This is a genomic window from Streptomyces sp. NPDC044002 (assembly GCF_056434525.1).
The window spans coordinates 66,691-81,526 of sequence record NZ_JBWKEZ010000012.1 but is presented as its reverse complement, the minus strand read 5'-3'; the positions used below and the strand labels follow the sequence as shown (position 1 = coordinate 81,526).

Below are 14,836 nucleotides of genomic sequence, written 5' to 3'. Positions count from 1 at the left end.
GGTGCAGCCGGGGTCCAGGACCCTTCGAGTGCTCCTCCGCCGACGCCCGCGAAGGTCGGAAGAGAGGTTGAGAGAGGTGTGATCCGATGTCAGGTGAGCGTGTGCAGCACACGTCGTATTCGGTGGACGTCGCCGCCCCCGCGGGCGTGGTCTACGCGCTGATCGCGGACACCACCCAGTGGCCGCTGTTCGTCCCGCCCAGCGTCCACGTCGAGCGGCTGGACTTCGACGGGACCCGGGACCGCTTCGGCATGTGGGCCACCGCCAACGGGACGGTCGCGTCCTGGGTCTCCCGGCGCTCCCTGGACCCCCGGCTGCGGACCATCGACTTCCACCAGGAGGTCCCGGCACCCCCGGCGACCTCCATGGGCGGCCGCTGGACCGTCGAGGAACTGGGCCCCGCCCGCTCCAGGCTGAACCTCGTGCACCGGTTCGAGGTCCGCGACGACGACCCGGCCGACGTCGAATGGCTCACCCGGGCCACCGACACCAACAGCCGGGCCGAACTGGACCAGCTGAAGCAGACCGCCGAACTCTGGACGAAGCTCGACGGCCTCCTGCTGACCTTCGAGGACTCGGTACGCGTCCACGGCCCCTCCGAGCTCGTCTACGACTTCCTGTACCGGGCCGGCGACTGGCCCGCCCACCTGCCCGAGATCACCCGCGCCGACGTGGCCGAGGACCGCCAGGGCGTCCAGCTGGTCGGCATGGACACCCTCGGCGCCGACGGCGTCACCGAGACCAGCACATCGGTCCGCGTCTGCTTCCCGCACGCCGGCCGGATCGTCTTCAAGCAGACCCGCACCCCCCGCCTGCTGGCCGCGCACACCGGCGAATGGGCCGTCAACCCCGACGAGACCGGGGTCACCGCCGTCGCCACCCACCAGGTCCTGCTCCGCGAAGAGGACATCGAGCCCGTGCTCGGCCCCGGCGCCGACCTCGCCCAGGCCCGCGACCACGTACGCCGCACCCTCGGCGGCGCGAGCACCCGCGTCCTGCACCTGGCCCGGCGGCACGCGGAGACGGCCGTGCGCACCCTGATCCCGCAGCGGTGAACGCCGCCCCCGGCGACCGTCCGCCGCCGTCCACCGCACGCGCCACCGCCGTCCCCCGGCCGTGGACCCACCCCGCCACCCCCCTCCAGCTCGACGTCCTCCTCGACGGCCTCGCCCACCCCGGCCGGGGCCTGTACACCGAGCAGCTGCACTGGCACTGGCACGGCCCGCTCGACACCGAGCGGTTCGCCCGCGCCTGGCAGACCGTCACCGGCCAGGAGGCCGTCCTGCGCACCGGCCTCGCCGAGCCGGCCGCGGGAGCCGCGCCCCGCTTCGCCGTCCACGCGTACGCCGCCCCGCTGATCACCCACCACGGCACCGGCGGCACCGGTCCGCGGGCCTGGGAGGCGCTGCTCGCCACCGAACGGATGCGCGAGTTCGACCTGACCCGGCCCGGCCCGCTGCGCATCGCCCTGCTCGGCGGGGCGGACGGCGGCACCCGGGTGCTGCTCACCTACCACCGCGCCCTGCTGGACCCGGTCGGCGTCCGCCGGCTGCTGGGCTCCTTCCAGCGCGCCTACGCCGCCGACGGCCCGCCCCGCGGCGGCGAACGCCGGCCCGACCTGCGCGACCACCTGCGCTGGGTCGGCGCCCAGGACCCCGCCCCGGCCCGCGCGTTCTGGACCTGGGCCGCCCCGCCCGCCGGGAGCGTCACCCTGCCCGCCCTGGACCGGGGCCCCACCCACCAGAGCGGACACGGCCGCACCAGCCAGCGCCTCACCCCGGCGGAGGCCGGCCGGCTGCGCGCCTGGGCCGCACTGCTCGGCGCGGCCGAGAGCACCGCCCTGCACGCCGCGTGGGCGCTGCTCCTCTACCGCGCGGGCTCGCAGGGCGCACCCGGCGCGGTGCCGGTGGCGTTCTCGGCGGCCGTCTCCGGGCGGATGATCCCGCTGGAAGGCGCCGGACAGCTGCCCGGACCCCTCGGGAACGCACTGCCGGTGGCCGTGGACGTGCACCCCGGGGCGACGGTGGCGGTGCTGCTGGGCGAACTGGCCGGCCGGGCCGTCGACCTCGCGGCGTACGAATGGGTCTCGCCGGGGCAGATCCGCAGCTGGGCCCCCGACAGCCCGCGCACGGAGTCGGTGCTGGCGTTCCTCCCGCCGGACGACGGCAGCCCGCCCGAGGCGCCGCCGGGGCCCGGGCCCGCCGAGGTCGCCGGCGCCCTCACCGGGATGCCGGTCGCCGTCTCGGCCCGGCACGACCACGACGGCGGGCTCACCCTGACCGCCGTGCACGACCGGACGCGCATCACGGACGGGGACGCCGCCGAACTGCTCTGGCAGACCGCCCTGCTGCTGCGGCGGCTGCCGCTGGAGGCCGGGCCCGACACCACCGTCGCCGAGGCGCTCGTGCCGCTGCACGGGGCGCCGTCACCCCGGGTCGCCCCGGCCCCCGCCCCGGCCGCCCGGGTGCTGCGCCCGGCCGCCGCGGCCGGGGCCGGGCCGGTCTGCCTGATCCGGCCGCCCGGCGCCGCCGAGGACTGCTACGACCGCCTCGCGGAACGCCACCGGGGGACGCGGGCCCTGCTGACCTGCGCCCCGGACCCGGACGCCGTCCTGGCCGCGCTGGCCCCCGCCCTGGCCGCCGGGGAACCCGTCGCCGTCGGCGGGTACCCGGGCGCGCGGACCCTCGCGCGGGAGGCCGCCCGGCGGGTGGCCGCGTACGGCTGGAGCGCCCCGCCGGTGCTGGTCGCCGGCTCCGACCGCGCCCTCGCGCGGGCCCTCGCGGGACCCTCCCGGCGGAGTTCGAGCGGTTCTTGAAGGAGCTTCCAGCGCCGGCGCCGACCTTGGTAGGGCCCTGTCACCGGGAGCGCCCAGCGCAGAGGGGAGCAGAGCCGTGCCGGCCCTCGCCCAACCGGATCCGCCGCACCTCCCGCACCTGCCCCTCGACGGACTCCTCCGCCGGGCCGCCGAACGCGCCCCCGACGCCCCCGCGATCCGCGTGGGCGCCCGGACGCTGACCTTCGGCGAACTCGACGCCCGGGCCGACCGGATCGCCGCCTTCCTGGAGTGCTCGGTCGGCCGGCGCGGAGCCCGGGTCGGGGTCGCCAACACCCTCGACGCCGACTTCGCCGCCGCCTACTACGGCACCGTCCGCAGCGGCAACACCGTCGTCCTGCTCAACCCCCTCGTCTCCCCGGCCCGCCTCGTGAAGGTGCTGGGCTCGGCCGGAGCGGAACTCGCCTTCGTCCCCCGCGCCACCGCCGAACTGCTCGCCGACGCCGACGGCCGGCCGCCCTGCCTGTCGCTGGTCCTCGTCACCGGCGCCGGCGACGATCCCGTCCCCGGGGACACCGTCCCCGTGGACCTCGTCCTGGACGCCGTCGCCGCCGCCACCCGCCGCGCGGCCCCCGGCGAGCCCGCGGACTTCGACCCCGGCGCGGAGGTCTGCGTCCAGTTCACGACCGGCACCACGGGCCGCCCCAAGGGGGTCCGGCTGACCCACCGCAGCCTCGTCGCCAACGCCGCGCAGACCGCCGCCGCGCACCGGCTCGACGCCGGCTCCGTCACCCTCAACCACCTGCCGCTCTACCTGCCGATGCACCTCAACTCGGCCGTGTACGCGGGCGCCTGCCAGGTGCTGTGCCCCGACCCGGAGCCGCTGGCCTCGCTCGCGCTCGCCGAGAGCACCGCGGCCACCCACTACTACGGGCTGCCCGCCCGCCTGCACCGGCTCGCCGCCGACGAGCGGCTGTGCGGCCCCGGCGCCCTCCCCGGCGTCCCCGCCGGGCCCCGGCTGCGCGCCGTGCTGTCCGGCGGCAGCGCCCTGTCCCCGGACGCCGCCCGGATCCTGGGCGAGCGGCTCCGCGTACCCGTCCTCCAGGGCTACGGCCTCGCCGAACTCTCCCCGCTCACCCACTCGCAGAGCCCGGACCGGCCGGTGCCCGGCTCCGTCGGCACGCCCGTGCCCGGTACCGGCTGCCGCATCGTGCACCCGGAGACCGGGGTGCCGCTGGGGCCCGGCGAGACCGGCGAGGTGCAGGTGCGCGGACCCCAGCTGATGGCCGGCTACCTCGACGAGAGCGGACCGCCCGCCGGCGCGGACGGCTGGTTCTCCACCGGGGACGTCGGCCGGACCGGCCCCGGCGGAGAGCTGTTCCTCGTCGACCGGCTCGGCGACGTGTTCCTGCACGACGGCGAACTCGTCTCGCCCAGCGCGGTCGAGCGGGTCCTCGGCTCCGACCCGCGGGTCGCCGAGTGCGCGGTCGTCGGCTGGCCCGACTCCGTGCACGGCTCCGTCACCTGGGCCGGCATCGTGCTCCGCGACGGCGCCGCCGCAGGCCCCGCCGTCCTGGAGGAGATCGCCGCCCGCGCCAACACCCGCCTGGCACCCTACGAGCGGATCCGCCGCGTCGAGGCGATCGACGCCGTCCCGCGCACCCCCGTCGGCAAGCCCGTACGCGGTGAGCTGCGCCGCACCGTCCGCACCCGCGCCGCCGCCGAGGCGACGGCCTGAACCACCCAGCGCCGTCCGGGACCTTGGTCTCGGACCGTCCGACCAAAGTACCGCCCGCCGTCCGGACCGGCGGCGGGAAGAGATCACGAAGGTAACGTCCGGACCGTGCCCCACTTCACGACAGCTCCCCGGCCCGGTCCCGTCGGGAGGAGCCCGCGGGACTGGACCGTGGACACCCTCCTGTTCCTGCTCGCCGTCGCCTACGCGGTGGCGACCGCGAGCGGCTCCGCCCAGGCGGTCCCGGAACCGGGGCTCGACTGGACGCGGCCGGAGCCGGTGGCCGGCGCGCTCGCCTGCGGCCTGCTGTGGCTGCGCCGCAGCAGGCCCGTCGGGACCGCCTGTGCGCTGATCGCCCTCTCGGTGCCGTTCGGGACGGCCGCGGGCGCCATGCTCGCCGCGCTGTTCTCCGTGGCCGTGCACCGCCCGCCCCGCACCACCCTGATCGTCTTCGCGGCCGGTCTCCTGCCGGCGGCCACCGACCCGCTGCTGCGGCCGGAGCCGTCCATGTCCGGGCTCCAGTACTTCGTCTTCGGCACCGTCGTCCAGGGGTGCGCCGTCGGCTGGGGGCTGTTCGTCCACCACCGGCGGCAACTCCTCCTGCGGGTGGCCTCCGAGGCGCGGCTGCGGGCGGAGCAGGCGCAGCTGAAGGCCCGGGAGGAAGTGGCCCGGGAGATGCACGACGTACTCGGACACCGGCTGTCCCTGCTGGCCCTGCACGCCGGGGCGCTGGAGTACCGGCCCGACGCCCCGGCCGGGGACGTGGCCCGGGCCGCCGGGGTGATCCGGGAGAGCGCCCACCAGGCCCTGCAGGAACTGCGCGAGGTCCTGACGGTGCTCCGCGCGCCGGAGACCGGTGGACGCCCCCAGCCCACCCTGGCCGACGTGCACCGGCTCGTCTCGGAGTCGTGCACGGCCGGGATGCGGGTACGGCTGGTCAAGGACACCCCGTCGGCCGTGCCCGACCTCGTGGGCCGCACGGCCTACCGGGTCGTCCAGGAAGCCCTCACCAACGTACGCAAGCACGCGCCCGGAGCCCCCGCCGACGTCCGCGTGACCGGCGGGGCGGGGGAGGGGCTCACCGTCGAGGTGACCAACCCGGCCCCCGGCACCCGGCCCGCGGCCCCCGGGCACGCCCCCGCCGGACAGGGACTGGCGGGGCTCGCCGAGCGGGTCGCGCTCGCCGGCGGACGCCTGGAGTACGGCCCCGGCGGGGACGGCGGCTGGGGGATCACCGCCCGGCTGCCCTGGCCGTGATCCCGGCACCGCACGCGCACCGCACGCACGCAGACACCGAACCCCGCGCCGCGGTATGCCCGGCCGGCGCCCGCCCGACGACAGGAGAGCCCAGCAGTGCCGAACGAGTCCACCCCCGCCGCGGCCGCATCCACCGAGGTCTCGGAACCGCTCTGGGGCCAACTGCTCGTCTGCGCCGTCTTCGGGCTGGTCGGAGCCGGGGCCTGCTGGCTCGCCAAGGTGCTCGCCGCGTGGGTGGTGACCCTGCCCTGGGCGCCCATGCAGGGCCCGGCGGAACTCGTCTCCTCGATCCCCGAGCCCGGACTCACCATCGGGGCGGTCGCCGTGGGCGGCCTGGCCGGCCTGGTCGGGGGGTTCCTCGTCAAGTTCGCCGAACTGTCCGTCACCGTCTCCGACACCCGGGTGGTGCTCACCCGCAACGGAGAGCCGGCGGAGTTCGCGCGCGCCGGCATAGCCATGGCGTTCCGCGACGGCAAGCAGCTCGTCCTGCTCGGCCACGGCACCGAGGAACTCGCCCGCGAGGACTGCGACCAGGACCGGCACAGGCTCGCCGAGGCCTTCACCGGGCACGGCTACACCTGGGCGGACGAGGACCCCCACGCGGCGGAGTTCCGGCTCTGGGTGCCGGACGGCCCCCACCTGCCGGCCGAGGCCCACGCCCTGTTCAAGGCCCGTCGGCAGCTCCTCAGGCAGCGGGGCGCGGCCGGCGAACTCGGGGAACTGCGCCGCGACCTGGAGCGCCTCGGCCTCGTCGTGCGCGACCGGAACGGGTCCCAGTACTGGCGCCGAACGCACCGCTGACCGGCGGCCCGGCTGCGGATATGCTCGCGGCATGATCACAGGCGAGCGGTCCACGGTCGAGGTGCTGATCGCGGACGACGACCCGCTCGTGCGCATGGGGCTGTCGGTGATGCTCGGCGGAGCCCCGGACCTGCGGATCGTGGCCGAGGCCGGTGACGGCGCCGAGGCCGTCGAGCTGGCCCGCCGCCACCGTCCCGACGTGGTGCTGATGGACGTCCGGATGCCGGTCATGGACGGGCTGGCGGCCACCGAGGCGGTGCGCGCGATGAGCGATGCCCCCGAAGTCCTCGTGCTCACCACCTTCGACGCCGACACGTACGTGCTGCGCGCCCTGCGCGCGGGCGCCGCCGGCTTCGCGTTGAAGGACACCCCGCCGGCGGAGCTCGTCGAGGCCGTCCGGCGGGCGGCGCACGGCGAGCCGGTGCTGTCGCCCGCCGTCATGCGGCGGCTCATCGACGAGGTCGTGGCGCTGCCCGAGGACGGGCACGGGCAGGACTCCGGGGAACGGCTGGCGGTCCTCAACGAGCGCGAGCGGGCGATGGCCCTCGGCATCGGCCAGGGCAAGTCGAACGCGGAGATCGGTGCGTCGCTCTACCTCGGCGTCTCCACGGTCAAGACCCACGTTTCCGCGATCCTGGCCAAGCTCGGCCTCAACAACCGGGTCCAGATCGCGCTGTTCGTGCACGACGCCGGAAATCCGGAAGACCGGCACCGGTCCTGACACCGACAATAAGTCCGTTCCGGAACGAAACAGGAGGTACCCCGTGTCCGATACGCCGGAGAACGAAGCCGTCGAACCCGTCGAAGCCGCTGAGGGCGCTGAAGCCGTCGAGGCCGACGACAAGGCCAGGTTCCGCGAGGCTCTGGAGCGCAAGGCCCGCGCCGCCCGCTCGCAGCAGGCGCACAACGCGGGCGGCCTGAAGCTCAAGGGCGGCAGCGGCCCTAGCGGCCAGGGTCGGACCTTCCGCCGCAAGGCCGGCTGAACCGCACCTGATGCCCCGAAGGGCCGCCGCGATCCGAATTCCGAAAACCGGATCGCGGCGGCCCTTTCGCGTAGCGTTCAGTCTTTGTCTGTTGCAACGGTGGCGGGGTGTTCGTTGCGTTGAATTCAGGGGTGTTGCAACGATTGTATGGCTGTGACCTGCGGTGATGTGTCTTCTTCGCAACGGGTGTGTTGCTCGGTGTGTGAACGCGACGTAGCGTTCAGGTCATCGGAAACACCGAGCGACACAAGCCCGAAGGAAGAGTCATCATGCAGAAGTTCGCCACCGCCGCCGCGATCGCCGCCGTCCTGGACGTCCCCGCCGGGAACATCCGCTTCATCGCCGCCGACCGGGCCGACACCACGGTCGAGGTGCTGCCGGCCAACGCCTCCAAGAGCCGTGATGTGAAGGCCGCGCAGGAGACTGCGGTCGAGTTCCGGGACGGTGTGCTGCGGATCAGCGCGCCGAAGAAGAGCCAGGTGTTCGGGGCTTCGGGTTCGGTGGAGGTGACGGTGCAGCTCCCGGCGGGCTCCAGTGTCGAGGCGAAGACGGCCAGCGCCGAGTTCCGGGGTGTGGGCCGGCTGGGGGAGGTGTCGCTGGAGAGCGCGCACGGGACGGTGAAGCTGGACGAGGCGGCCGGGGTGCGGCTGGTCCTGGCCGCGGGTGACATCGTGGTGGGCCGGCTGGGCGGCTCGGCCGACATCCGTACGCAGAAGGGCGACCTGACCATCGCGGAGGCGACCGGCGGGACGGTGACCCTGCGGACCGAGCACGGTGACATCAGCGTCGGTGCCGCCCGTGGGACTGCGGCCTCGCTCGACGCCGGTACGTCCTACGGCCGGATCAGCAACGCCCTGCGCAACAGCGGTGAGGGCGCCGTGCTGAACATCCAGGCCACCACCTCCTACGGCAACATCACCGCCCTCACCGCCTGAACACGGCCGCCCTGCCCCTCAGGCCCCGTCCTCCCGGGGCCGCAGGACGTCCCGCAGCACCCCGCGCGGCAGGCCCCGCCCCCTGCGCTCGCGCGGGTAGCCGATGGACACCTCGTCGAAGCGCACCCCGTCGTGGTACGTCGTACGCGGGATGTGCAGGTGTCCGTACACCACGGCCGCCGCCCGGTAGCGCAGGTGCCAGTCCGCCGTCAGCGTCGTCCCGCACCACTGCGCGAACTGCGGGTAGCGCAGGATGTCGGTGGGCTCCCGCACCAGCGGGTAGTGGTTGACGAGCACGGTCCCCAGCGCCGGGTCCACGGCGTCCAGGCGGGCCGCCGTCTCCGCCACCCTGGCCCGGCACCAGCCGTCCATGCCCGGATACGGATCCGGGTGCAGCAGGAACTCGTCCGTGCACACCACCCCCGACTCGCGGGCGGCCGCCAGCGACTGTTCCTTCGTCAGCGCCGGGTCACGGAACGAGTAGTCGTAGTGCGTGAACAGCGGGGCCACCACCACCGGCCCGCCGGGCCCCTGCCACACCGGATACGGGTCCTCCGGCGTGAGCACCCCCAGCCTCCGGCACATGTCCACCAGGTACCGGTAGCGGGGCTCCCCGCGCAGCTGCACCGGATCGTCGGCCGGAGTCCACAGGTCGTGGTTGCCGGGGGTCCACACCACCCGCGCGAACCGGTCGCGCAGCAGCCCGAGCGCCCACTCGACCTCGGACGCGGTCTCGCTGACGTCCCCCGCCACCAGCAGCCAGTCCCCGGGCGACCGGGGCACGATCTCCTCCTCCAGCAGCCGGCGGTTCTCCGGGTGCACCACGTGCAGGTCGGACACGGCCAGCAGCCGTCCGGCCGCCGTCGCCGCCATCAGCCGGCCACCTTCCGCAGCCAGCCGTCCACCGTGTCCGCGACGGCGCCCGCGTCCGCGCCCAGCAGCGACAGGTGGTCGCCCGCCACCTCCGCCAGATGGTCCGCGTACTCCCAGCCCGCGGTGGCCGAGGCCGCCGACGCCGAGGCCCGCACCAGCAGCGTGGGCGCCGAAGCCGGCTCCGGCGTCCACTCGGTGAACAGCCTCAGGTGGCCGCCCATCGCCAGCAGCCGCGTGTCGTCGGTCATCCCCGGCGGGCCGGCCGGGTCGAACAGACGCTCCGTCAGCGCCGCGGGCCCGCGCCGGTTCCCGCCCCGCGCGTACGTGTCGAGCAGCACCACCGCCGCCGCCTCACGGCCGATCTCCAGCAGCTCCCGGGCCACGGCGTGCGCGATCCACCCGCCGGACGAGTGCCCCAGCAGCACGGGCCGCGCCGCGCCCGCCGCCTCCGCCACCGCCTCCGCCTGGGCCCGCACCAGCGCCTGCCGGCTGCGCGGCAGCACCGCGTCACCGGCGAAACCGGGGTGCGCCAGCACCGTCAGGCCCCGACGGCCCTCCAGGGCCGCCGCCAGCGCGAGGAACTCCTCCGGGCCGGACGACGCGCCCAGCGAGGGGAACGCGAACAGCCCCGCCGCCCCCTCCGGCCCGCCGGCCAGCCGCACGGGGGCCGGCCAGCGCGCCACCCCGGACCGGGAGTCGTAGCCGGGCAGCAGCTCGGCCGCCGCCATCAGCAGCGCCGCGCCCTCGGCGGTACGGCCCTGCGCGTGCGCCCCGCGCAGCAGCCCCGCGAAGGTGGCCCCGGCCGCGGACGGCGCCCGGGGCGGGCCGGCCTCCGCGCCCGGCACCGCGAGCGGTCCGGCCGGCGAAGTCCCTTCACCGGCCCGCCGGTTGGCCGCCCGGCGCGGCCGCTGCACCGCCAGGCTCCGCAGCAGCGCCGGCACGGGATCCCCGGCGGCACGCAGCCCGCCCGCGTCGGCGCGGGCCGCCACCAGGGTCAGGTTCCGCGCGAGCGCGTGCCCCAGCAGGGCCGCCCCGTCCCCGCCGGCCGGGACCGCCAGCCCCTGCGGGAGGCCCTCGGCACCGGCGCCCCAGCCCAGCACGGCCGCGGGCAGTCCGGCCGCGCGGCGGCGGGCGGCCAGCCCGGTGAGGAAGGCGCCCAGGACCGCGTCGCACTCCGGTCCGCCCGAGCCGACGGCGGCCCCGACGGTGGTGACGAACGCCAGCGGCGTCCGGTGCCCGTCCAGCGCGAGCGCGGCGTCGACCGAGGCCTCCAGCGAGGGCCCGTCCGGACCGCTCAGGTGCACGACCGCGGCCGCCTCCTCGCCGGGCCCGACCAGCCGTACGCCGTACGCCTCCACCAGGTGCCGGGCGCTCTCCTGCGCCCGCGGCCCCTCCACGGCGCCGCTGAGCCGCACCGTTCCCGGCCCGCCCGCGCCCGCGTCCGCCCCGGGCACCACGCACTCCGCCCGCACCAGCCGCCGCGCGTACGCGACCCCGTCGCGCAGGGCCAGGTCCGGCTCCCCGCCGCCCAGCGCCCGCACCAGGGCCTTGCGGCTCGCGTCGCTGTCGTCCACGTCCACCAGCATGATGCGGCCCCCGCCCGCACCGGAGAGCCACGCCTGCACCGAGCGCACGAAGCCGCGTACGGCAGCCCCCGTGAGATCGGCGACGCCCTCCCCGGGCAGCACCTCCTCGGCGCCGCCCGTGACCACGGCCAGCACCGAACCGGCCAGCCGTTCCTCGGCGAGCCAGGCACCCACCAGCTCCCGCACCTCGTCCACCGCCGCCGCCACGCCCCGCCCGTACAGCTCCGCGTCGGGGGCGGGCTCCGCGAGGCGGGCCAGGACCAGCTCCGGCACCGGCCGCCCGTCCGCCGCGACCGCGAGCAGTTCGGCCGGCCCGGAGTAAGCGGGCGCCCCGTCGCACTCCGGCAGCGGTGACGGGCCGGGCCCGCCGCCCGGCACCCCGAGCAGTGCCCGGCGCGGCCCCCGCACGGGCTCCGCGGCCTCCGCCACCCGCTCCCACACCAGCGCCAGCGGGGTGACGGGCTGCCGGCCCGGCCCGCCCGGCAGCTCGGACAGGGTCACGGTTGCCGCGGCCACGGGACCGCCCTCCGCGTCGGCCAGCTCCAGGGCCACCGCCCCGAACGCACCGCGCACGGCACGCACCCGCAGGGAGGTCGCCCCGGTCGCGTACAGGGCCGTACCCCGCCACTCCCCGGCCGACAGCGGCTCCGGCGCCGCCGCCAGCACGGGGTGCAGCGCCGCCTCCAGCAGTGCGGGGTGCAGGGCGTACGGCTGCCCGTGCAGCCCGGCCGGCAGCAGGAGTTCCGCGAGGAACTCCTCGCCCCGCCGCCAGGCCCGCTCCACCGCCGGGTGCTCCTCGGCCCCCTCCAGCGGCTCCGCGCCGGCCGGCGGCCACTCGGCCAGGGCGAAGGAGGGTGCCCGGCCCGGGGCCAGAACGGCCGTCAGGTGCCGCACCCACGGCTCCTCCGGGTCGGCGCCCTCGGCCCGCGAGACCACCGTCAGCCGCCGCCGCCCGGCCTCGTCGGGGGCCTGCGCCAGCAGCTGGAGCAGCACCCCGCCCCGTGCGGGCAGCGTCAGGGCCGCCTCTGCGGCGGCCTCCTCGACCTCCGGCCTGCCGATCGCGCCGCCCACCGCGAGCGCCGCCTCCACCAGCGCCTGCGCCGGCACACGGCCGGCCCCGGCGAACTCCGGGTGGCTGCGCGCCGAGACCGTGCCCGTGAACAGGACGGCCCCCGCCTCCGGGAGGTCCAGCCGCCACGCGGCCAGCGGATGCCCCGTCGCGGTCATCCCCGTCGCGGCCGTGCCCGTCGGGACCGTGCCCGTCGCGGCCGTCCCCGCTCCGTCCGTGCCCGCTCCGCCCGTTCCGGTCGCCGCCGTCCCGGGGGCGCCGGCCCCGTCCGACCGCCGCGCCCGTACGGACCCCCCGACGGGGTACCGCCCGGCCCGGGCCGCGGGGCCCCGGCCCGGCCGGCGGTCCTCGCGGCGGAAGGGGTACGTGGGCAGGCCGTACAGCGGCGCCCCGGCGGGGATGCCGAGCGGCAGCCGGCCGAGGACGCCGTGGGCGTACAGGGTCGCGGTCGCGGTCAGCAGCGCCCGGACCTCGTCGCCCCGGCGGCACAGGGCGGGCACGACGACGGCGCCCTCGTCGGAGAGGCAGGGCCGGGCCATGGCCGCGAGCGTCCCTTCGGGGCCCAACTCCAGTACGGCGCTGGCGCCTTCGGACTCCAGGGTGCGGACGGCGTCCTGGAAGCGGACGGTCTCGCGGACGTGCCCGACCCAGTAGTCGGGGTGTGCGACCTCGTCGGTGACGATGCCGCCGGTGAGCGCGGAGACGAACGCGATCCGGGGCCGCCGGAAGTCCAGGCCCGAGATGGCCCGCCGGAACTCCTCCAGCATCGGGTCCATCAGCGGCGAGTGGAAGGCGTGGCCCGCGCGCAGGGTCTTGGACTTGACGTCCTGCTCGGCCAGCCGCCCCACGACGGCCCGGACGGCCTCGCGGGCGCCGGAGACGACGACGTCCCGGGGACCGTTGACGGCGGCCAGCGCCGTCCCGGGCACCAGCAGCGGGACGACCTCCTCGGCGCCCGTCCGGACGGCGACCATGAGCCCGGCCTCGGGCAGGGCCTCCATCAGCCGCCCGCGCGCCGTGACGAGCGCGGCCGCGTCCTTCAGGGACAGCACCCCGGCCACGTGCGCGGCGGCGATCTCGCCCGCGGAGTGCCCGCCGACGAACCTCGGCACGACCCCCCACGACTCGACCAGCCGGTACAGCGCGACCTCGACGGCGAACAGGGCCGCCTGCGCGGTCCCGGTGCGGCCCAGGGCCTCCGCGGCGTCGGCTTCGTCGCCGAAGACGGCCTCCCGGACCCCGCCGCCGAGCGCGGCGCACACCTCGTCGAAGGCGGCGGCGAACACCGGGAAGGCCGTGTACAGGCCGCGGCCCGTCCCCGGCCGCTGCCCGCCCTCGCCCGTGAACAGGACGGCCAGGTCCCGCCGCCGCGCCGCGGTCCCGCGCACCAGACCCGCGGCCCGCCGGTCCCGGGCGAGGGCCTCCAGCCCCCGCGCCAGCTCCTCCCGGTCCGCGGCGACGACCACCGCCCGGTGCGCGAAGGCCGTACGGGTGGTGGCCAGCGCCCGGCTCAGCTCCCCCGGCCGCGCACCGGAGTGCCGGCCCAGCCAGTCCAGCAGCCGCCGGGCCTGGGCGCGCAGGGCCTCCGGGGTGGTGCCGGAGACGGTGTAGGGCAGCGGGTGCGCGGCCCCGTCCGCGCCGTCGGCCCCGGCGTCGGCCCCGGCGTCGGCGGCCGGGGCCGCAGGCGGCGCCTCCTCCAGGACGACGTGGCAGTCCGGGCCGCCCGTACCCCCGGAGCCGAGGCCCACGACGAGCCGCCGGGCGGACTCCCCGGCGTGCCCGCCCCGCGCCGGCTCCCGGCGGTCGGGGCCCAGGCCCGGCAGCGCGCCGATCAGGTCCGTGATGCCCACGGCGCCGCGCGGTTCGACGTACCGGACCCCGCGCGGGCCGACGCCGGCCCGCTCGCGGCCCCCGCGCAGCGCCTCCTCCCGGCCCCCGCCGCCGGGCGCGCCCGGACCCGTACCGCCGTCCTCGTCGACGCCGCTGCCCGCGATGACGCCGAGCACCCGGTCGCCGTCGGCCAGGGCCCGGGCGAGGGGCTTGAGGACGACGACGCCGCCGCCCTCGCAGCGCACGGCGCCGCGGCCGCGGGCCCCGGCGGCCGGGCCGGCCGCACCCGGGACCGGCTCGGGGCCGAGCCCGCCGACCAGCGCGGTGTCGCACTCGCCGCCGCGCAGGCTCTCGCAGGCCAGGTGCACGGCCACGAGCGAGGAGGAACGCCCGGCGTACACGGTCGTGCTCGGGCCGCGCAGGCCCAGCAGCCCGCCGGTGCGGTGGCCGATGGTCTCCGGGCCCTGCTGGTACGAGGGCGCGGCGTGCCCGTCCCGCACCGCGCCCACGAACACGCCGACGCGCGCGCCGCGCAGCGAGCCCGGCACGATCCCCGCGTGCTCCAGGGCCTCCCAGCACAGCTCCAGCACCAGGCGCCGGCGCGGGCCCATCGACGCGGCCTCGCGCGGGGAGATCCCGAAGAAGGCCGGGTCGAAGGCGTCGGCGGCGTCGTCCGGCAGCCGCCACGGGGCGTCCGGGTCAGCGGCCTTCGGGAGGCGGCAGGACAGGCCGACGACCGCGATCCGGTGGTCGGCGGGCACGGTGACGTCCGGGAGCGGACCGCGAGCGTCTTCAGGCATTTCTTCTCACCCATCCGTCCTGACACGCGAGGTGATGCGGGGGAGATGGTGCGCACCCTGGCTGGAGGCGGGCTCAAGAACGGCTGAATCCGGCCGCCCCGCAGGTGGGAGGCGTCCCGGGAGCCCCCAAATCCGCCTGCTTGGATGGGAGATGAGAGCATGCCGGAAGGGCCCGTAACGCCACGAAAGACGAG

The 14,836-nt window shown here is 77.0% G+C and carries 10 protein-coding genes; 8 read left to right on the top strand and 2 right to left on the bottom strand.

Annotated features, from left to right (window positions below):
* The first annotated feature begins 86 nt into the window (after positions 1-86).
* The 8 genes from AC07A6_RS12065 to AC07A6_RS12030 all read left to right on the top strand — a co-directional run bounded on the left by AC07A6_RS12065 (position 87) and on the right by AC07A6_RS12030 (position 8,484).
* Positions 87-1,055 carry an aromatase/cyclase gene (locus tag AC07A6_RS12065; RefSeq protein ID WP_362464136.1) on the top strand — a complete coding sequence of 323 codons (969 nt, stop codon included), beginning with the start codon at positions 87-89 and terminating at the stop codon, positions 1,053-1,055.
* Entirely contained in the window at positions 1,052-2,815 is a 1,764-nt protein-coding gene (locus AC07A6_RS12060; protein WP_478777033.1) for a condensation domain-containing protein, read from the top strand. The genes AC07A6_RS12065 and AC07A6_RS12060 overlap by 4 nt, the downstream gene beginning before the upstream one ends.
* Before the next feature lie 76 nt (positions 2,816-2,891).
* A complete protein-coding gene (locus tag AC07A6_RS12055; protein WP_478777032.1) occupies positions 2,892-4,511 on the top strand; it encodes a class I adenylate-forming enzyme family protein in 1,620 nt (539 codons plus the stop codon).
* A 168-nt stretch (positions 4,512-4,679) separates the two neighbouring features.
* Positions 4,680-5,765, top strand: coding sequence for a sensor histidine kinase (locus tag AC07A6_RS12050; protein ID WP_478777031.1), 1,086 nt, complete (start codon positions 4,680-4,682; stop codon positions 5,763-5,765).
* A gap of 96 nt (positions 5,766-5,861) precedes the next feature.
* Positions 5,862-6,566 (top strand): YqeB family protein, encoded by a 705-nt coding sequence (locus AC07A6_RS12045; RefSeq protein ID WP_478777030.1) that lies wholly within the window; start codon positions 5,862-5,864, stop codon positions 6,564-6,566.
* A gap of 31 nt (positions 6,567-6,597) precedes the next feature.
* Positions 6,598-7,287 carry a response regulator gene (locus AC07A6_RS12040; RefSeq protein ID WP_478777029.1) on the top strand — a complete coding sequence of 230 codons (690 nt, stop codon included), beginning with the start codon at positions 6,598-6,600 and terminating at the stop codon, positions 7,285-7,287.
* 43 nt (positions 7,288-7,330) lie between these two features.
* A complete protein-coding gene (locus AC07A6_RS12035) occupies positions 7,331-7,549 on the top strand; it encodes a DUF5302 domain-containing protein (protein ID WP_478777028.1) in 219 nt (72 codons plus the stop codon).
* A gap of 269 nt (positions 7,550-7,818) precedes the next feature.
* The gene (locus AC07A6_RS12030) at positions 7,819-8,484 is read left to right on the top strand and encodes a DUF4097 family beta strand repeat-containing protein (protein ID WP_478777027.1); all 666 of its coding nucleotides are present in this window, start codon (positions 7,819-7,821) and stop codon (positions 8,482-8,484) included.
* An 18-nt stretch (positions 8,485-8,502) separates the two neighbouring features.
* Here the strand turns inward: AC07A6_RS12030 and AC07A6_RS12025 are convergent, their stop codons facing one another.
* Together AC07A6_RS12025 and AC07A6_RS12020 are read right to left on the bottom strand one after the other, a co-directional pair.
* Entirely contained in the window at positions 8,503-9,357 is an 855-nt protein-coding gene (locus tag AC07A6_RS12025; protein WP_362464157.1) for a metallophosphoesterase family protein, read from the bottom strand.
* A complete protein-coding gene (locus AC07A6_RS12020) occupies positions 9,357-14,642 on the bottom strand; it encodes an acyltransferase domain-containing protein (protein ID WP_478777026.1) in 5,286 nt (1,761 codons plus the stop codon). The genes AC07A6_RS12025 and AC07A6_RS12020 overlap by 1 nt, the downstream gene beginning before the upstream one ends.
* Positions 14,643-14,836 lie beyond the last annotated feature (194 nt).

What these genes read in the sequence shown, in the direction of transcription:
- AC07A6_RS12065 (WP_362464136.1), top strand. Translation starts at nt 87, where the DNA reads ATGTCAGGTGAGCGTGTGCAGCACACGTCGTATTCGGTGGACGTCGCC.
- AC07A6_RS12040 (WP_478777029.1), top strand. Translation starts at nt 6,598, where the DNA reads ATGATCACAGGCGAGCGGTCCACGGTCGAGGTGCTGATCGCGGACGAC.
- AC07A6_RS12030 (WP_478777027.1), top strand. Translation starts at nt 7,819, where the DNA reads ATGCAGAAGTTCGCCACCGCCGCCGCGATCGCCGCCGTCCTGGACGTC.
- AC07A6_RS12025 (WP_362464157.1), bottom strand. Translation starts at nt 9,357, where the DNA reads ATGGCGGCGACGGCGGCCGGACGGCTGCTGGCCGTGTCCGACCTGCAC.
- AC07A6_RS12020 (WP_478777026.1), bottom strand. Translation starts at nt 14,642, where the DNA reads ATGCCTGAAGACGCTCGCGGTCCGCTCCCGGACGTCACCGTGCCCGCC.